The 19,129-nt window shown below is 31.5% G+C and carries 18 protein-coding genes; 13 read left to right on the forward strand and 5 right to left on the reverse strand.

Features of this window, described 5'->3' with window-relative positions:
• Nucleotides 1-3: 3 nt before the first annotated feature.
• Together ribB and ribH are read left to right on the forward strand one after the other, a co-directional pair.
• Nucleotides 4-1,179 carry a 3,4-dihydroxy-2-butanone-4-phosphate synthase gene (gene ribB / locus LQ668_RS07210; RefSeq protein ID WP_078357575.1) on the forward strand — a complete coding sequence of 392 codons (1,176 nt, stop codon included), beginning with the start codon at nucleotides 4-6 and terminating at the stop codon, nucleotides 1,177-1,179.
• A 20-nt stretch (nucleotides 1,180-1,199) separates the two neighbouring features.
• On the forward strand, nucleotides 1,200-1,670 hold the full coding sequence (gene ribH / locus LQ668_RS07215) for a 6,7-dimethyl-8-ribityllumazine synthase (RefSeq protein WP_078357574.1): 471 nt from the start codon (nucleotides 1,200-1,202) through the stop codon (nucleotides 1,668-1,670).
• A gap of 46 nt (nucleotides 1,671-1,716) precedes the next feature.
• Here ribH and LQ668_RS07220 read toward each other — a convergent pair whose 3' ends face one another.
• A complete protein-coding gene (locus LQ668_RS07220) occupies nucleotides 1,717-2,721 on the reverse strand; it encodes a proline dehydrogenase family protein (protein ID WP_239775955.1) in 1,005 nt (334 codons plus the stop codon).
• A gap of 653 nt (nucleotides 2,722-3,374) precedes the next feature.
• Between LQ668_RS07220 and LQ668_RS07225 the strand changes: the two genes are divergently transcribed.
• Nucleotides 3,375-3,710: a hypothetical protein gene (locus LQ668_RS07225; protein ID WP_107509646.1), complete on the forward strand. Its 336-nt coding sequence runs from the start codon at nucleotides 3,375-3,377 to the stop codon at nucleotides 3,708-3,710.
• 269 nt (nucleotides 3,711-3,979) lie between these two features.
• On the opposite strand, the gene LQ668_RS07230 is transcribed toward LQ668_RS07225, so the two are convergent.
• Nucleotides 3,980-4,486: a gamma carbonic anhydrase gene (locus LQ668_RS07230; protein ID WP_107509645.1), complete on the reverse strand. Its 507-nt coding sequence runs from the start codon at nucleotides 4,484-4,486 to the stop codon at nucleotides 3,980-3,982.
• An 84-nt stretch (nucleotides 4,487-4,570) separates the two neighbouring features.
• Here LQ668_RS07230 and LQ668_RS07235 point away from each other — a divergent pair, with 84 nt between their 5' ends.
• Both LQ668_RS07235 and LQ668_RS07240 read left to right on the forward strand, forming a co-directional pair.
• The gene (locus LQ668_RS07235; protein WP_107509644.1) at nucleotides 4,571-5,386 is read left to right on the forward strand and encodes an alpha/beta fold hydrolase; all 816 of its coding nucleotides are present in this window, start codon (nucleotides 4,571-4,573) and stop codon (nucleotides 5,384-5,386) included.
• A gap of 85 nt (nucleotides 5,387-5,471) precedes the next feature.
• The gene (locus LQ668_RS07240) at nucleotides 5,472-5,879 is read left to right on the forward strand and encodes a transcriptional regulator, SarA/Rot family (protein ID WP_078357569.1); all 408 of its coding nucleotides are present in this window, start codon (nucleotides 5,472-5,474) and stop codon (nucleotides 5,877-5,879) included.
• A gap of 45 nt (nucleotides 5,880-5,924) precedes the next feature.
• On the opposite strand, the gene mnmM is transcribed toward LQ668_RS07240, so the two are convergent.
• Together mnmM and mnmL are read right to left on the reverse strand one after the other, a co-directional pair.
• Entirely contained in the window at nucleotides 5,925-6,482 is a 558-nt protein-coding gene (mnmM, locus tag LQ668_RS07245) for a tRNA 5-(aminomethyl)-2-thiouridylate-methyltransferase MnmM (protein ID WP_107509643.1), read from the reverse strand.
• The gene (gene mnmL, locus LQ668_RS07250; RefSeq protein WP_078357567.1) at nucleotides 6,479-7,438 is read right to left on the reverse strand and encodes a tRNA modification radical SAM protein MnmL/YtqA; all 960 of its coding nucleotides are present in this window, start codon (nucleotides 7,436-7,438) and stop codon (nucleotides 6,479-6,481) included. Before mnmL ends, mnmM begins: the two co-directional genes overlap by 4 nt.
• A gap of 120 nt (nucleotides 7,439-7,558) precedes the next feature.
• Here mnmL and LQ668_RS07255 point away from each other — a divergent pair, with 120 nt between their 5' ends.
• The 3 genes from LQ668_RS07255 (at nucleotide 7,559) to LQ668_RS07265 (ending at nucleotide 11,745) form a co-directional block, all read left to right on the forward strand.
• Nucleotides 7,559-8,737 carry an MDR family MFS transporter gene (locus tag LQ668_RS07255; protein ID WP_078357566.1) on the forward strand — a complete coding sequence of 393 codons (1,179 nt, stop codon included), beginning with the start codon at nucleotides 7,559-7,561 and terminating at the stop codon, nucleotides 8,735-8,737.
• Nucleotides 8,738-9,026: 289 nt separating this feature from the next.
• A complete protein-coding gene (gene leuS / locus LQ668_RS07260; protein WP_107509642.1) occupies nucleotides 9,027-11,411 on the forward strand; it encodes a leucine--tRNA ligase in 2,385 nt (794 codons plus the stop codon).
• 22 nt (nucleotides 11,412-11,433) lie between these two features.
• Nucleotides 11,434-11,745, forward strand: coding sequence for a rhodanese-like domain-containing protein (locus tag LQ668_RS07265; RefSeq protein WP_107509641.1), 312 nt, complete (start codon nucleotides 11,434-11,436; stop codon nucleotides 11,743-11,745).
• Nucleotides 11,746-11,802: 57 nt separating this feature from the next.
• On the opposite strand, the gene LQ668_RS07270 is transcribed toward LQ668_RS07265, so the two are convergent.
• Nucleotides 11,803-13,059, reverse strand: coding sequence for a BaiN/RdsA family NAD(P)/FAD-dependent oxidoreductase (locus LQ668_RS07270; RefSeq protein WP_107509640.1), 1,257 nt, complete (start codon nucleotides 13,057-13,059; stop codon nucleotides 11,803-11,805).
• 122 nt (nucleotides 13,060-13,181) lie between these two features.
• Between LQ668_RS07270 and LQ668_RS07275 the strand changes: the two genes are divergently transcribed.
• The 5 genes from LQ668_RS07275 (at nucleotide 13,182) to dat (ending at nucleotide 18,883) form a co-directional block, all read left to right on the forward strand.
• Nucleotides 13,182-14,816 carry a putative polysaccharide biosynthesis protein gene (locus LQ668_RS07275; protein ID WP_078357562.1) on the forward strand — a complete coding sequence of 545 codons (1,635 nt, stop codon included), beginning with the start codon at nucleotides 13,182-13,184 and terminating at the stop codon, nucleotides 14,814-14,816.
• A 3-nt stretch (nucleotides 14,817-14,819) separates the two neighbouring features.
• On the forward strand, nucleotides 14,820-15,521 hold the full coding sequence (locus tag LQ668_RS07280; protein WP_107509652.1) for a pseudouridine synthase: 702 nt from the start codon (nucleotides 14,820-14,822) through the stop codon (nucleotides 15,519-15,521).
• Nucleotides 15,522-15,590: 69 nt separating this feature from the next.
• Nucleotides 15,591-16,022 (forward strand): YtxH domain-containing protein, encoded by a 432-nt coding sequence (locus tag LQ668_RS07285; RefSeq protein ID WP_078357561.1) that lies wholly within the window; start codon nucleotides 15,591-15,593, stop codon nucleotides 16,020-16,022.
• 597 nt (nucleotides 16,023-16,619) lie between these two features.
• Nucleotides 16,620-18,035, forward strand: a complete 1,416-nt coding sequence (gene pepV / locus LQ668_RS07290; RefSeq protein ID WP_107509639.1) for a dipeptidase PepV — start codon at nucleotides 16,620-16,622, stop codon at nucleotides 18,033-18,035.
• Nucleotides 18,035-18,883 (forward strand): D-amino-acid transaminase, encoded by an 849-nt coding sequence (gene dat / locus LQ668_RS07295; RefSeq protein WP_107509638.1) that lies wholly within the window; start codon nucleotides 18,035-18,037, stop codon nucleotides 18,881-18,883. The genes pepV and dat overlap by 1 nt, the downstream gene beginning before the upstream one ends.
• Nucleotides 18,884-19,129 lie beyond the last annotated feature (246 nt).

The raw sequence follows: 19,129 nt of genomic DNA on the forward strand, positions 1-19,129 counted from the left end.
ATCATAATGTTTGATAAAGTAGAAGAAGCTATTGAAGAATTAAAACTTGGTAAACCCATTATAGTTGTAGATGATGAAGATAGAGAAAATGAGGGTGACCTTATTGCAATATCTGAATATTTAACACCAGAAACGATAAATTTTATGGCAACTCATGCTAGAGGTCTAATATGTGCACCAGTTAGCCGTGAAATAGCAGAACAGCTAGATTTAAATTTAATGACTGAAACTGGTGATAAGTTTAAGACAGCTTTTACTGTAAGTGTTGACCATGTGTCATCAACAACAGGCATTAGTGCTTTTGAAAGAACGGATACTATAAAAGGTCTAATAGAAGAGACTTCTCCGAGTGCTTTTGTAAAACCAGGACATGTATTCCCATTAATTGCTCAAGAAAATGGTGTTCTTGAAAGAGTAGGGCATACTGAAGCTTGTGTTGATTTAGCTAGATTGTCAGGTGCTAAACCTGCTGGTGCTATTTGTGAAATTATGAAAGACGATGGAACGATGGCTAAGAGAGAAGATTTATATCAGTTCAAACTTAAACATCAATTAAAAATGATTACGATAGATGAACTTGTTCAATATAGAAAAAGAAATGATCAAATTATAAAATTTGAATCAAAAATTCAATTACCTACATTATTTGGTGAATTTGATATGTATGGTTTTACATCTAAATTAGATCAAAAAGAATACTTAGCTATTTGTTCGGGCAATATTGAAAATGGAATGAACGTTCGTATACATTCTGAATGTGTCACTGGTGATATTTTCCATAGTGCTAGATGTGATTGTGGAGAACAACTAGAATACTCTATGAAATATATACAAGAGCACGGTGGTATGATTTTATATCTTCCTCAAGAAGGTCGAGGCATAGGCTTAATCAATAAACTTAAAGCATATGAATTGATCGAAAAAGGATATGATACAATTTCTGCAAATAAAGCATTAGGTTTTGAAGCGGATTTAAGAGACTATACTGAAGCAAGTCAAATTCTGAAGTACTTTAATATAGAAGAAATACAACTCATAAGCAATAATCCAGATAAATTTAATCAATTAGAAGAGTTAGGTATTAGAATTACAAATAGAATACCAGTAGTTATACAGCCAAATACAACGAATGAATCATATTTAAATACAAAAAAAGACCAAATGGGTCATTTATTATAAAAAGAATGGGGCAAATAAAAATGAACTTTGAAGGTAAAATGAACGGATCAGAATTAAAAGTAGCAATTGTAGTAAGTAGATTTAACGATTTTATTACAGGTCGTTTATTAGATGGAGCTAAAGATACATTGGTTCGCCATAATGTAGAAGAAGATAATATTCATGTAGCTTATGTTCCAGGTGCATATGAAATTCCATTAGTTGCTAAAAAATTAGCTAAATCAGGAAATTACGATGCAGTAGTAACATTAGGATGTGTCATTAGAGGCGCTACTACACATTATGATTATGTATGTAATGAAGTAGCAAAAGGTGTATCTAAAGTAAATGATGAAACAGAAGTGCCAGTTATCTTTGGTATAGTAACAACAGAAACAATTGAACAAGCAATAGAAAGAGCTGGAACTAAAGCAGGTAATAAAGGTGGAGATGCTGCATTAGCTGCTATTGAAATGGCCAATTTACTTAAAAATATTGAAAGCCAAATATAATAATTAGAGGCTGAGACAATTAATTTGTCTCAGCCTCGCTTTTTTATTACTTTTTCTTTAATAAAGAAATAACGCCTAATGTTAAAATAGAGATACCAGTTATGACACTTGCACCAAACGCAATCTTTCCTTTATTTTTCTTATTAAAGATATCTAATAGCATTAAGTTAATATTTTGTGGTCTTTCGGCTAAACGTCTCATAAAGTAACCGAACCAGTCTTCCCCAAATGGAACGTACATACAGAAGTTATAGCCTTCGCTTGCTATTTGATATGCATAGTCTGTTCTGAAACCATATAACATTTGAAACTCATATGCATTATTATCAATATTATTGTCTTTTACAAATTGTTTTACATGATTAATTATGTGATGATCATGTGTTGCAATTGATGTAAAAGCTTTTGAAGTAAGCAATCTTTTCTCAATTAACTTAATATAGTTTTGATCGATTTCTTCTTTAGTTTGGTAAGCTATATGTGGACCTTCCTTATATGCACCTTTTACTAAACGTAATCTTACATCTGAGTATTTTTCCATAATATTCATTGCGTCGTATAAATAAGCTTGGATAACAGTACCAACATTTTTAAATTCACCTTTAAGTCTATCGACTATTTCAGTGATCCCGACTAAATCTTCATATTTTTCAGCGTCGATGTTAACGAAAGTATTACCGTATTCATGAGCTTTTAATAAAATTTCTCTCGTATTTTGATATACAAACTCTCTATCTATATTAATACCTAATTGTGTTAGTTTAATTGAAACATGTGCTTCGATGTTTGCATTATAATTTCTTCTTATAATTTCAACAATGTTTTGTTGCGCTTGTAATGCTTCTTGGCGAGATGTTACGAATTCCCCTAAATTATCTAACGTACATGATATTCCCTTCATGTTTAATCTTTCAACTGTATCGATTGTTGAATCAATATCAACGCCCGCTACTACCTTGTTTGCACCTAGTGCAGGACCCATTTTCTTAGCTGATTCATTCATGAACTTATTGTTAGATAACGCAATAAAAAAATCTTTTACGACAGGCATAGCAAGTCCTCCTTAATTAAATATATTACTTTCATACATTTTATCATGGAAACAATAAAATAGTTAAGCGTTTACATTTTGAATATAATGTAAAATTATACAATTAATGAACTCTGACACAAAAAAGAACGTCATTAAACGAAATTTCGGACTTTTAAGAAAATTTCCGTATAGTTAAAAAGATTGTTCAAATTTAAAATGTATTTTGAATGGAAATATGTATAAACAAAACTCAATAAAAGTGCATTCAAAAACGATATATTTAGAAATTCATCAAGTTATTAATAGGGGATAAAAAAAGAACTCCATTTATAGGAGTTTAGTGATTACTTATTTAACTCAGTATAAGAAGGTGAAATAGGCTCTGCAGCTATGCTCATTGCATGTGGGAGAAACGTAAATAAAAGTATTGCTATCATTATTTTTTTAAAGAAATGCATTTTATCATGCTCCTTTAAATAGTGTCGTTGATTACATTTTCAATATAACATCTATATATGAAGTAATTACTAAGTGAGTGTAAATTTTTAAAGGATTTCAATGTTAATTTAATGTTAAGAAAAGCGATAAATCTTTAAAGTATCTTAATAATAATGTAGGTATGAGCGTGATATAATTATATTATTAGAAATGACTATAAAGGAGTTATCGCTATGTTTAGGGATATGGCATTTTATATTTTCGGGAAACCATTAGACAGCTTCGTACAATTATTTATTTTTGAACCTATAGTTATAGGTATTATTGCAATATTGATTGCTATGATCACTAAAAAATCATGGACAGTATTTATCACAATCATTGCATTGAATATTATTGATAATTTCTTACTTGTTAATTATCAATTTGGTGGACAAGGAATTGGAACAATAATTTCACAAAATATTTTATTCTTCTTTGAAAAATTCTTCTCTATGTTCTATGAAATTTTAATTGCATATATTATCGTAAAATTACCAATAATGCATAGTAAATTTAAAATAGCTTAAAATAGAAAAAAAGATGGGGCAAATTAATTGTCCCATCCTTTTATTGTTCGGTGTTGATTATGAGGGTGTTGTAGATTAACTATCTAATTAATCTACAACTTTGCCGAACTCTTAGATTAACTTATGAATTAATCTACAACTTGGCCAATCTCTTAGATTAACTTCCGACTTAATCTACAACTTGGCTAAACTCTTAGATTTACTATCTAATTAATCTATATCTTATCTCATATTTTTTAAAATTATTTCTGCCCTATGCTGTTTTCATTTTATTCTTCTTTATATAGCTTAGCTTTATTTATATATGATTCGTTAATCCTTTTTAACTCATTGTAATCTTCTTCTGTTAATTCTCGTACCACTTTAGCTGGTCGTCCGAACGCTAAAGTGTGGGGTGGTATTTTTTTGCCTGGTTGTACGAGAGATCCAGCTCCGATAAATGCGTATTCTCCAATTTCAGCGCCATCTAATATTGTGGAGTCCATTCCAATCAAAGCATTTTTACGTATGATACTAGAATGTAAAGTAACTTTATGACCAACTGTCACATTATCTTCTAGTATGAGTGGTTGATCTGGGCTTTGATGTAAGCAACATAAATCTTGTATATTGACACCTTTTCCTATAATCGTCGGTGCGACATCTCCTCTAATGACAGAATTGAACCATACTGAACTATTCTCACCAATTTTTATGTCGCCAATTAGTGTAGCATTTTCAGCTATATAACAACTTGGGTCTATAATTGGGGTTTTGCTATTAAAAGTCTTAATCATTAAAGATTCTCCATTCTTTTGAAAAAATTTGTTATACTAAGTTTAACAAAAATGTAGCTATAAAGGTAAAAGGAGTAATATATTATGTGGAAATGGGAAACAGAAAAAGAAGCTAAAGGTATTGTTGTAATTGTACATAATATGCTTGAACATACAGGAAGATATGCATACGTAATTACTAAGCTACGTAGAGAAGGCTACCATGTTATTATGGGAGACCTAAGAGGGCAAGGCCAAACTTCGCGAGTACATAGAGGCCATGTTGATAATTTTGAAGAATATCATGAACAAGTTCTAGAATGGTTAACGATTGCAGAAGAATATCATTTACCTGTGTTTACACTTGGTGTAGGTTTAGGCGGACTGATTTTACTTAACTTGTTAGAAAAAGTAGATCTTAAAGTAGAAGGTGTACTGCTGATTTCACCGTTAGTTGCTTTCCAGCAAAATATATCTACTAGAAGAAACTTTTTAGCTTCCAGTTTCGGTACAGTCGCTAAAGATGCGAAATTTGATACAGGCATTAAAATAGAAAATTTAACACGTAACAAAGAGGTTATTGATGATACAAATAAAGATGCTTTAATGTTAAATAAAGTAAGTTATCATTGGTATAAGACTATTCTAGAAACGATGAAAAGTACAATGGAGAACATTCATCACATTTCGCCAATTCCAACACTCATTATGTTAGGTACAGAAGATGAAATAGTTGATACAGATTCAATTAGAACAGTTGCTAAGACAATCAATACAAATGAACTTTATTTTAAAGCTTGTCATGGTTTATTTCATGAAGTGCATAATGAGCCAGAGCGTGAAAATGTAATGAAATATCTTATTTCATTTATGAATAATCGCATACATTATGTTGGTTTATTAATTGATGAAGAAGAGTGATCGCTATAAAAATTATTACAAAATGAGCTTAAACGCCTCTAAAATGGGTATATTGTAGATATAGAGAACGTTGGAGGTTGATTTTATGGCAGAAAAAGAAAATAATGTGAGTGACTTAATCCTTTTAGATGATATACAAAAAAATATTAATATAATATTTTATAAAATTGAAGAAAAGTTTGAAATTGAAAAAGAAGAATTTCTTACACTTATCATGTTATGGAATAATGGTTCTATGAGTCTTAAAGAATTAGATGATTATATTGACATAAAGCCTTATAAGAGAACAAGGCTTTATAATAATTTAGTTAAAAAAGGTTGGATTAAAAAAGTTCGTCCTGAAAATGACGAAAGAACTGTAATTGTTGAAGTGAATGAAGATTTTGCTGAGAAAAAAGCAGCGATTGTAGACTTTGCTTGTGAAGAAATAAAGAAAAGAAAAGATCATTTTGAAAAGCAATTTGAATCAATAGTGAATACATGTAACATATAAAAAAGCAAACCTGAAAATTCAGGTTTGCTTTTTTAGTTTCAATACTTATCTTTTTTCGATAGCAACTATATAAGGTGGGTTATTTTTTTGATTAATAAATTGATAATGAAGTACGTGAGCTGTTTTTTGATCTATATTACTTACATATGCTAACACTTCATTTGATTCAATTTGACCTTCTGGGTGACCTGGATAAACAACTAATACAATAATGCCATTTTTGTTAGTAATTTCAAAAAGGCTTTCAATTGCTTGTATTGTAGTTGAAGGGTTTGTTGTAATATTCTTGTCTCCTTTAGGTAAATAGCCTAAATTGAAAATGGTTGCGTCTATATTTTTATTGTATTCTTTTATAATAGAAGCGGCATTTTCATGTCCTGTTTGGTAATAATTAATATGATTAAATGATTTAGTTTTTTCTTTTGTACTATTTATTGCATTTTCTTGTATATCGAATGCATAGACTTCACCATTCGTAACTTGATTTGCGAGGAATAACGTGTCGTTACCATTACCACAAGTAGCATCTACTACGATACTATTCTCTGTGATATGAGAAGATATTAATTTTCTAGCAAAAGGAAGGATACCATCAACTATCATGATTTAATATGCTCCGTCTTTACAAATTTAGATCCTTGCATAGTTCCACGATCTTTTAATTCTTTATCGATAGCATTTAATACTTCCCATTTATTAACACTCCACATAGGTCCAACCATTAAGTCAATAGGTCCATCTCCAGTTATACGATGAATAATCATTTCTTCCGGTAAAATTTCTAATTGATCACAAACAAGTTGAGTATAGTTATCTTGAGTCATAAACTCAAGCATACCTTTTTCGTATTGCTTTACCATTGGTGTTCCTTTTAATAGATGTAGTAAATGAATTTTGATACCTTGAACATCCATCTGAGCAACTTCTTTAGCTGTTTCCATCATCATATCGTAATCTTCACCAGGTAAACCATTAATGATGTGCGTACAAATGTTAATATTGTGCTTTCTAAGCTTAGCAATACCTTCGTAGTAACACTTCATATCGTGAGCTCTATTAATTAAATCAGATGTTTCTTGATGTACGGTTTGTAAGCCTAGCTCAACCCATAAATAGGTTCTTTCATTTAGTTCTGCTAAATATTCAACAACATCGTCTGGTAAGCAATCTGGTCTTGTAGCGATAGAAAGACCAACTACATTTTCTTCTGCTAGGGCAGCTTCATATTTTTCTCTTAAAACTTCAACTGGTGCATGTGTATTGGTAAAAGCTTGAAAATAGGCTATGTATTTTCCTTCAGACCATTTTTCATGCATTTTGTCTTTTATTTCTTTAAATTGTACATGTATTGGTTCTGCTCTATTGCCAGCGAAATCACCACTACCAGCAGCTGAACAGAAAGTACAACCACCGTGCGCTACAGTGCCATCACGGTTTGGGCAATCAAATCCACCATCTATTGCAATTTTAAATATTTTTTCTCCAAATTTATTTCTTAAATGATAATTCCATGTATGATATCTCTTATTATCAAACGCAAAACGGAATTGTTCTGTCATTTTATTTCACATCCTGTTCTACAAACTTATCTAAAGCATTTTAACATATAATATTGAACTTTTGCAGAAAAAGGTTTAGACTATTCAAATTGACAAAATTAGAGAGGGAGGGTGAAATCTTTGAAAATGCCTAAAATTGTAAAAATGTTAATTATTGGTATGGCTATTAATATTACAGGATCCAGCTTTTTATGGCCGCTTAATACAATCTATATGAATGAAGAATTAGGGAAGAGTTTAAGTACTGCTGGCGTCGTATTAATGATTAATGCATTTGGTAGTGTTATCGGGAATTTATTAGGTGGGAGTTTATTTGATAAAATTGGCGGATTTCGCTCTATTATTTTTGCCTCTTTATTAAATATATTAAGTTTAGTAGGTTTGAATTTTTTAAATGATTGGCCATGGTATCCATTTTGGTTAGTAATATTAGGCTTCGGTGGTGGTATTATTGTTCCAGCCATTTATGCTATGGCCGCTGCAAGTTGGCCAAATGGTGGTCGTACAACATTTAATGCTATTTATCTAGCACAAAACTTAGGTGTTTCAATAGGGGCAGCTGCTGGCGGGTTTGTAGCTGATTTTAGCTTTAGTTATATATTTATGGCAAATTTATTATTATATGTTGTATTCATACTTATTGCGTTAAAATATTACAATATTGATTTAGAAGTTCATTTAAAAAATGATGAAGGTATTGCGAGTGTCGCGCAAGTAAAAGACAAAAGTAAATTCACGGCTCTTTTATTATTGTGTACAATGTTCAGCTTATGTTGGATTGGATACGTTCAATGGCAGACGACTATAGCAACGTATACACAAACAGTAGGTATATCTTTAAAACAGTATAGTTTGTTATGGACAATTAATGGCGTGTTAATCTTAGCTGGTCAACCTTTAATTGCACCTTTCATAAATAGATTTAAAGAAAAAATAAAATTGCAAATGTTTATTGGGCTGACTATTTTTATTATAAGTTACTTAGTTACGAGTGTTGCAGAGCAATTTACAATGTTTATAGTAGGTATGGTTATACTAACGTTTGGTGAAATGTTTGTATGGCCTGCAGTTCCAGCTATAGCAAATCAATTAGCTCCAAAAGGTAGAATGGGTGCTTATCAAGGCATTGTTAACGCATCTTCAACAGTGGGTAAAGCATTTGGGCCAGTTGTTGGTGGTGTTTTAGTCGATGTATTTGATATGAAAGTAATGTTCTATAGTATGATATTGCTTATTCTAATTGGTTATTACTTCTTATACATTTATGATAGAGGAATATCGAAACAAGATTCGACATAATTTTAAATAAAACTTGCAATATATAAAGAAATTGCATAATATTAGGGTGTATATAAGGCGTAGTAGCTTTAATGTGAATCTTTAGAGAGTCAGTGGTGCTGTGAACTGATGATATCCATTAAGTGAACTTATGAACTGTTAATTATTTATTAAAAGCAATCTTAAACCATATAAATGAAGTGCACTTTTTAGTGAATTCTGGGTGGTACCGCGGCATAATTATCCAAGTCGTCCCAACTGTTATTATGGTTGGGATGGCTTTTTTTTATTTTATAGGAGGAGCAAATAAATGAATTATAATCATCAAGAAATTGAAAAGAAATGGCAAAATTTTTGGGAGGAGAATAAAACTTTTAAAGCTGATGATAATGTTGGTCAGAAAAAGTTCTATGCATTAGATATGTTTCCTTATCCATCTGGTGCTGGATTACATGTAGGTCATCCAGAAGGTTATACAGCTACTGATATAGTTTCAAGGTATAAAAGAATGCAAGGTTATAACGTGCTTCATCCTATGGGCTGGGATGCATTCGGATTACCAGCAGAACAATATGCTATTGATACAGGTAATGATCCTAAAGAATTTACAGCTAAAAATATTGCAACATTTAAACGTCAAATTCAAGAATTAGGCTTCTCATACGATTGGGATAGAGAAGTAAACACGACTGATCCTGAATATTATAAATGGACACAGTGGATTTTCATTCAATTATATAACAAAGGTTTAGCTTATGTGGACGAAGTAGCAGTTAACTGGTGTCCAGCTTTAGGAACTGTACTTTCTAATGAAGAAATAGTTGATGGTGTTTCTGAGCGTGGAGGACACCCTGTAGTACGTAAACCTATGAGACAATGGGTATTAAAAATCACAGAATATGCTGATCGTCTGTTAGAAGATTTAGAAGACGTGGATTGGCCAGAATCAATTAAAGAAATGCAAAGAAATTGGATTGGTAGATCTGAAGGTGCAGAATTAACTTTTAACATTGATAATACAGACTTATCATTTGATGTATTCACTACTAGACCTGATACAATTTATGGTGCAACATTTGCGGTACTATCTCCAGAACATCCATTAGTGGATCAAATTACCTCAGAAGACGAAAAAGAAGCAGTAGAAGCCTATAAACTAAGTGCATCTCGTAAATCTGATTTAGAGAGAACGGATTTAGCAAAAGATAAAAGTGGTGTATTTACAGGAGCGTTTACTACTAATCCATTCACTGGTAAGAAAATGCCAATTTGGATTGCAGATTATGTATTAATTAGTTACGGTACTGGTGCTGTAATGGCTGTTCCTGCTCATGATGAGAGAGATAATGAGTTCGCTGAAAAATTCAATTTAGACATCATTACTGTTTATAATGAAGATGGCAAAATGATTGATTCTGATGTGTTAAATGGTTTAACACAAGAGGAAGCGGTTCCGAAAGCAATTGAAATGTTAGAAGAAAAAGGCATCGGTCAGAAAAAAGTAAGCTATAAATTGAGAGACTGGTTATTTAGTAGACAACGTTATTGGGGAGAGCCTATTCCTGTAATACATTGGGAAGATGGTACGATGACAACTGTTCCAGAAGAAGAGCTACCATTAATTCTACCTGAAACAAATCAAGTTAAGCCATCAGGTACAGGAGAGTCGCCACTTGCAAACATTGATGAATTTATTAATGTAGTAGATCCTAAAACGGGTATGAAAGGTCGCCGTGAAACAAACACTATGCCACAATGGGCTGGTAGTTGTTGGTATTATTTAAGATATATCGATCCTCATAATGATTCACAACTTGCTGATCCAGAGAAATTGAAACATTGGCTGCCAGTAGATTTATATATTGGTGGGGTAGAACATGCAGTTCTTCATCTATTATATTCAAGATTCTGGCATAAAGTGCTTTATGATATTGGGGTAGTACCAACGAAAGAACCATTCCAAAAGTTATACAATCAAGGTATGATACTTGGTGAAGGTAATGAAAAAATGAGTAAATCAAAAGGGAACGTTGTAAATCCTGATGATATTGTTCTATCTCATGGTGCAGATACATTGCGTTTATATGAAATGTTTATGGGTCCACTTGATGCAGCAATTGCTTGGAGTGAAAATGGATTAGATGGTTCTCGTCGTTTCCTAGACAGAATTTGGCGTTTACTTGTTACTGAAGAAGGGAACATAACGAGTAAGGTCGTAGAAGAACCTACTTCAGCATTAGATAAAGTTTATAATCAAACTGTTAAGAAAGTCACAGAAGACTTTGACACATTAAACTTTAATACTGCTATTAGCCAAATGATGGTATTTATTAATGAATGTTATAAACAAGATCATATCAACAAATCATATATTGAAGGATTTGTAAAAATGTTATCACCAATCGCACCACATATATCTGAAGAATTATGGCAAAAACTAGATCATACTGAAACAGTAACATATGAAGAATGGCCAACATTTGATGCATCTTTATTAGTCGATAATGAAGTGGAAATTGTAGTACAAGTAAATGGTAAGTTAAAAGATAAAATGAAAATATCTAAAGATTTAACTAAGGAAGAAATGGAAACAGTAGCTTTAGAAAATGATAAAATAAAAGAAGCTATAGAAGGTAAAACAATACGTAAAGTGATTGCAGTACCTCGAAAATTAGTTAATATCGTTGCAAATTAAATCATATAGGAGTGTTCTAGTTATGAAAGAAATTAAAGTAACAGAATTAGCAGAAAAAATTACATCAAGTAATCCAATAAACATTATTGATGTAAGAGAAGACGACGAAGTAGCATTAGGTATGATTCCAGGAGCTAAACATATTCCAATGGGTGAAATATCAAATGAATTAAAACACTTCGATAAAGACCAAACATATTATATTGTATGTGCTGGTGGTGTCAGAAGCGCTAAAGTAGTAGAATACTTGAATGACCACGACATTGATGCAGTTAATATTGAAGGCGGCATGAATGAGTGGGGCGACGACGGTTTAGAAAATAAAAGAGTTTAAATATAATAAATGGAGTGGGACAGATTAATTGTCCCACTCCATTTTTATTATAATTAATTATTCATAAATTGATGCGTTATATCCAGCTACATAACCTGTAACTAATGCACTTGTAATATTATATCCACCTGTATAACCATGAATATCCAAAACTTCTCCTGAGAAAAATAAACCAGGACATAACTTAGATTGCATTGTATTAGGTTCAATTTCTTTAATGTTTATGCCACCACCAGTTACAAATGCTTTGTCGATAGGCAATGTTCCATTAACTGTAAAAGTAAAGGATTTAAGGTTTTGAACAAAAGTTCTAATGGCTTGCTGTGATAAATGATGATAAGTTACATCTATATCAATACTTGACTGTTCTAAAATAAAGTGTAAATATCTTTCTTGGACGAGTCCTTTTAATGCATTTTTTATCGCTTTGTTTGGCTCATCTTTTAATTTTTTTACAATTTGTTGTTCTAATTCATGTGCTTTTATTTCTGGAAATGCATCGATAGACATTTTAACTTCATTTTTCTTTTGTGATTTTTGTTCTTTATAAACGAACTGGCTACATCTTAAAGCAGCTGGTCCTGAAACACCAAAGTGAGTAAACAACATATCCATTTGATGTGTTATTCTAGGTTTGTCATTTTTCTTTAAAACGGAAAGACCGACATTTTGTAAACTTAATCCTTGCAGTTTTTTATTTTTAATAAAAGGCTCGCTAGATTTAATAGGAACTTCTGTAGGGAAGAGTTCAGTTATTGAATGTCCAAGGTTTTCAGCAAATTTGTAACCATCACCAGTAGAACCAGTGTGTGGGACGCTACATCCTCCTGATGCTATAATAACAGTACGTGAAGGGATGAAAGTTCCATCTTGTAATGTAACACCAGAAATTTGTTGATTTTCACTTTCTATTGATGATACTGTTGTCTCTTGACGTATTTCGACACCATTTTCTTTTATGGAATTTACAAGAGCTTCAACAACATCTTGGGCGCGATTAGAAACGGGGAACATTCGACCATGGTCTTCTTCTTTGAGATTTACTTCTCTAGATTCAAAGAAGTTAATGATAGATTCGTTATCAAAAGTAGAAAAAGGACTATATAAAAACTTTCCATTACCAGGAATGTTTTTTATAATTTCTTCATAAGGTAAACGGTTAGTCACGTTACATCTACCGCCACCTGATATACGAAGTTTACGTCCTAATCCTTTTTTCTTTTCGATTAATAAAACGCTGTTGCCTTTAGCACTTGCACTATATGCAGCCATTAAACCACTAGGTCCAGCGCCAATTATTATTGTATGATACATAAGTAACCTCCATAAGTATATGTAATAATATTTTAACGAATAATGAGTCTTAAAAAAAGTAGTAGAATAGAAATAAACCTGTTATTATTAAATTTAAAAGTAAATTAGATAGGGATGAAATTATGTCAGAAAGTAAAGCGCTAGTAAGGGGAACCTTCCTTCTTACTGCTAGTATTTTAATAACGAAAGTCATAGGTATACTTTATTTAATACCTTTTTATGCTATTATTGGCGATGAAAAAAATCTTGCACCATTTACATATGCTTATCAACCATACACAATCATGATAACAATCGCAACTGCTGGTGTTCCACTTGCAGCAGCAAAATATGTATCCAAATATAATGCACTTGGTGCTTATAAAGTGAGTAGAAAACTATATCAATCTAGTTTTATAGTTATGTCCATTTCAGGAGTTATTGGTTTTCTACTTTTATACTTCTTATCACCGACAATTGCTCAATTAACACTAGCAAATAATGGTGATTTAGAAGGCGGATGGCAAATAGATGACATTACAACTGTTATTAGAACGATCAGTTTTGTAGTATTATTTATACCATTGTTGGCCACTTGGAGAGGTATTTTTCAAGGTTTTAATTCTATGGGACCAACTGCTGTTTCTGAAGTTACAGAACAAGTTGCACGTATCGCTTTTATTTTAGGAGGAAGTTACCTCGTATTAAATGTGATGAACGGATCTGTTTTAATGGCCAACCAAGTTGCTACGTTTGCAGCTGGAATAGGTGCTGTTACTGCATTGTTAACATTGCTTTATTATTGGGTGAAAAGAAGACATTTAATTAAAGCTGAAGTTGAACAAGATATAAGTGATATTGATGTTTCTTATTTCAAAATTTACAAAGAAATCATTAAATATAGTATACCGTTTGTAATTGTAAGTTTATGCTTCCCAATTATTAATTTAATTGATCAGTTCACACATAATACTGGTTTAGCAATGGCTGGTGTAAACAGTGAATTACATGATATTTATTTTACTATGTTAAGTATGACTACAAATAAAATTGTTATGATCCCAACTTCATTAGCTGCTGGGTTTGCGGTAAGTTTAGTGCCTTTTATAACAAACACATATAATTCAGGTAGAATTGATGCTATGCATCATCAAATAAGAAAGTCATTAGGCGTATTACTTTATTTAACAGTACCTGCATCATTAGGGATTATGGTGCTTGCTCAACCATTATATAACGTGTTTTATAGCTATAGTCCAATGGGAACTGAAATATTATTCTGGTACGCGCCAGTTAGTATTTTAATCGCATTATTATCAGTTACAGCTTCAATGTTACAAGGAATCGATAAACAAGCTTTAACAGTATGGATAGTTATTGCTTCATTAATTATAAAAGCTATTATCAACTTGCCATTAATAATGGTATTCCATACATTAGGGGCAGTATTAGGTACTGCAATTGCTTTGCTTGTTGCAGTAATATTAAACTGTGTAGTCCTTTGGAAATATGCAGACTTTAAATTTAATATAACGATTTATCAAACATTAAGAATTACGTTCTATACAATTGTAATGGTGTTATTAGTGGAATTAAGCTATTTCATTGTTTCACTCTTTATAGATCCATCATCTAAATTAGGTGCATTAATCGTATTAATTGTAGGTGGTATTGTTGGTGTTATTGTATATGGTTATTTAACAATGCGCTCTCGTTTAGCAGACGAATTTTTAGGGGATATTACTTCTAAAATCAGACGTAAAATTAAGTGGGTGTAAATGATGAGATTAGATAAATTTTTAGCAAATGCAGGTATAGGAACTCGAAAAGAAGTGAAAAAATTTCTTAAGAAAAATTTAGTAAGTGTGAATGAAGAAATTGTTAAAAAGCCTGAAATGCATATCAATCCAGAAGAAGATGTTATAACTTTTGATGATATTCCTATTGAATATGAGCCAGTTGTTTATTTAATGATGAATAAACCAGCAGGTTATATATCAGCAACTGAGGATGATGAGCACGAAACGGTAATTGATATTGTTCCAGAATATATGCATTTAGATTTATTCCCTGTAGGCAGATTAGATAAAGATACTGAAGGATTGTTATTATTAACTAACGATGGCAAATTCTCACATCAATTAATGAGCCCAAAACACAAAGTTCCTAAAAAATATTATGTCGAAGTAGATGGACATATTAGTGAGAATGCAACAGAAATATTTAAAAAAGGTATTGATTTAGGAGACTTTACATCTTCACCAAGTGAATTAGAAATTATTGAGAATGATGAAAGTTCTAAAGCATTTGTTACCATATATGAAGGTAAATTCCATCAAGTTAAAAGAATGTTTCAATCAATAGGTTGTGAAGTTACTTATTTAAAACGAATACAAATTGCTGACTTAGAACTCGATGAATTATTAGAACTTGGTGAGTACAGACATTTGATGGAAGAAGATTTTAAACTTTTGAATTTATAGATTTAAATGTTTATAAACTTTAACTAAGGGTATTATAACTAGTATTAAATTAAATAGAGGTGGATACAAATGGCTAAAAAAGCAGGATTATTTAGAACATTAGTTGTATTAGGAGGAACTGCAGCAGCAGTTGTCTTATCTAAAAAAGAAAATAGAGATAAATTAAAAAACGAATATGGTAAATACAAAGAAGACCCAGATAATTACAAAGAAAATGCAAAACAAAAAGCAAATGACTTAAAAGGTAAAGCTCAAAATGAATATGGTAAATACAAAGAAGATCCAACAACTTACAAAGAATCAGCTAAAGTAAAAGCTAAAAATGAATTCCAAAAAGCAAAAGAAAATCCTAAAGGATATGCTTCTAATGCTAAAAATCGTCTTAAAAAAGATAATCAAGAACCAACAGATTTAAGTGAAGCTAAATTTGATGACGAGGGTGGAACAGCTAACGGTAATTTAAGAGTTGTTACAGAAGAAGACTTAAAAAATAATAAATAAGCAATTATAACTATTAGACCGTCAGTTTGACGGTCTAAAGAGGCTGGGACAAATTAATTGTCTCAGCCTTTTGTTATTCTATAGGCAATAGATGTCTGGGTGTGACACCAGACCCTTTTTTTATAAAGACAGTTATATAAGCATCTCTATTTATCATGATTGCCTTGTCTTGATAAATTCAGCCCGTCTATTTATCATGTTAGCCTCGTCTTGCAATATTCAGCCCGTCTATTTATCATGTTAGCCTCGTCTTGCAATATTCAGCCTCTCTATTTATCATGTTAGCCTCGTCTTGCAATATTCAGCCTCTCTATTTATCATGTTGGACCTGTCTTGATAAATTCAAGACAGTTTGTCGACAGTCTGAGACCGACAGTTTTGTCGGTATATATTTAATTATTTATAAATGACTGTCCTTTTTAAATGGGAAATAATTTCTTTAAAAAAATTTAAAATATAAATGACCATAGTGGTACGTATAAGGAAATAATTTTTTAGCTAAAAAAATAGCAATTTATCAGTATTTCTATTTCATATTTACAAAAATATCATGTATTATATAGATAACTATTCAAGTTAAGAAAGAGATGATTTTCGATGTGGAAAAATAAAGTTAAAGAATATGAAGAAGATATTATTAATGATTTAAAGGGGCTCTTAAGCATCGAAAGCGTAAGAGATGATTCTGCCAGTTCATATGATGCACCGGTTGGACCTGGTCCTAAAAAAGCGTTGAATTATATGTATCAAATTGGTGAAAGAGATGGCTTCTCTTATGTAGATATTGAAAATATAGTCGGAAGAATCGAAGCAGGTAAAGGTGAGGACTTATTAGGTATTCTTTGCCATGTTGATGTTGTACCAGCTGGAGCTGGATGGGATTCTAATCCATTTGAACCTGTTGAAACTGAAAATGCTATTATAGCGCGTGGCACTTTAGATGATAAAGGTCCAACTATAGCAGCATATTATGCTGTAAAGATTTTAGAAGATATGAAAGTTGATTGGAAGAAAAGAATACATATTATTGTGGGCACAGACGAAGAGTCTGATTGGAAATGTACAGATAGATATTTTGAAACTGAAGAAATGCCTTCTGTAGGTTTTGCACCAGATGCCGAATTCCCACTCATTCATGGAGAAAAAGGTATTGTTACATTTAACATTCTACAATCAGGGTATGTTGAAGATAATGATGAACCAGAAGTAGAATTAAAAGCCTTCTTCTCAGGTGAAAGATTTAATATGGTTCCAGACACTGCTCAAGCAAAATTATTAATTAAAGAACAAATGACTAATGTTGTACAAATATTTGAATCATTTTTAAGTGAGCATGAAATTGAAGGTGAAGCTTCGATTGACGAAGGATTTTTAAATTTAATCGTTCATGGTAAAGCAGCACATGGTATGGATCCAACTTTAGGAGTAAATGCTGGGTTACTACTTATCCAATTTTTAAATAAATTGAATTTAGATAAGTATGCAAATTCATACGTTAAATTTGCTAATGACTATTTAGTCGACTCTCCAAAAGGTGAGAAAATGGGTATGAAATTTGCTACTGAAGAAATGGGAGAAGTTACAACTAATACGGGTATTATGAGCTATACAGATGTAGATGGTGGTCAATTCGGAATTAATTTAAGATATCCAGAAGGTTTCAATTTTGATCAATCCATTTCTCGTTTCACTGAAGAAGTAACTGAAAAAGGCTTTGAAATTGAAATGGATAAACATCAATTACCACATTATGTAGATAAGAACGATCCATTTATAGAGCAGTTATTATCGGCTTATAGAAATCAAACTGGTGACAAATCTGAGCCATACACAATTGGTGGTGGAACATACGCTAGAAACTTAGATAAAGGTGTAGCATTTGGTGCGATGTTTAAAGACTCAGAAGATTTAATGCATCAAAAAAATGAATACATTACAAAAAAACAATTATTTAATGCAACTGCAATTTATTTAGAAGCAATATACAATGTCTGTGTAAAGGATGATGAGTAATGACATATATTTTTATAAATGATGAATTTGTTGACGAATCTAAAGGGCAAGTAAGTTTTTCTGACAGAGGATACAATTTTGGAGATGGAATATATGAATACATACGTATTTATGATGGCGAAGTATTCACAGCACATGAACACTATGAGAGATTGTTTAGAAGTGCTAAAGAAATTGGTTTAAATTTAGAAGATTATTCTGTAGAAGGACTGATTGATGTAACAAAAGAGTTAGCTGCAAAGAATAATGTAGTAAATGGTGGCATATATATTCAAGTTACTCGTGGTGTAGCACCTCGTAATCACCCATTTCCTGATGCCAGTACAAAACCAGTATTTACTGCTTTTTCAAAAAGCTATGACAGACCATATGAAGAATTAGAAAATGGTGTTAAAGCAATCACTGTTGATGATATTAGATGGTTAAGATGTGATATAAAAAGTTTGAATTTATTAGGTAACGTTCTAGCTAAAGAAAAAGCTACTCAAAATGATGCTGCAGAAGCAATCATGCACAGAGACCAAACTGTAACAGAAGGTAGCTCAAGTAACGTGTATGCTATTAAAAACGGTAAAATATATACACATCCAGCAAATAATTTAATATTAAACGGTATTACGAGACGTGTTATTAAAAAAATAGCTCAGGACTTAGAAATTCCATTTATAGAAGAAGCATTTAATTTAGACTTCTTAAACAATGCAGATGAAGTCATTGTTTCAAGTACGTCTGTTGAAGTTATGCCTGTTGTACAAGTGAATGATCGTAAAATCGGGGATGGTAAAGTTGGTCAAATTACGAAGCAACTACAAAAATCATTTGATAATTATATTGAGTCCAATTCTTAAAAATATTTTAGTGTAATTTTAATATCTAGACCAAACCATATGAATACTGAATTTATTAGACTTATTGTATATTAATAGGTTCAAAATACTCGAAAGTTTTCATTTATGAGGTTGAAATCTTAACCAAAAGATAATAAAATTTAAAAGAAGCGCACTAAAACTACAAAAATTAAACGAAATTTTTTAAGATTAAAATATGACTCTTGAAAAGGAACATTCTTGAGTCTTTTTCTTTTTCTGAAAGTG

It is taken from the genome of Mammaliicoccus sp. K-M42 (assembly GCF_022386375.1).
GTDB classification, from domain to species: domain Bacteria; phylum Bacillota; class Bacilli; order Staphylococcales; family Staphylococcaceae; genus Mammaliicoccus; species Mammaliicoccus fleurettii.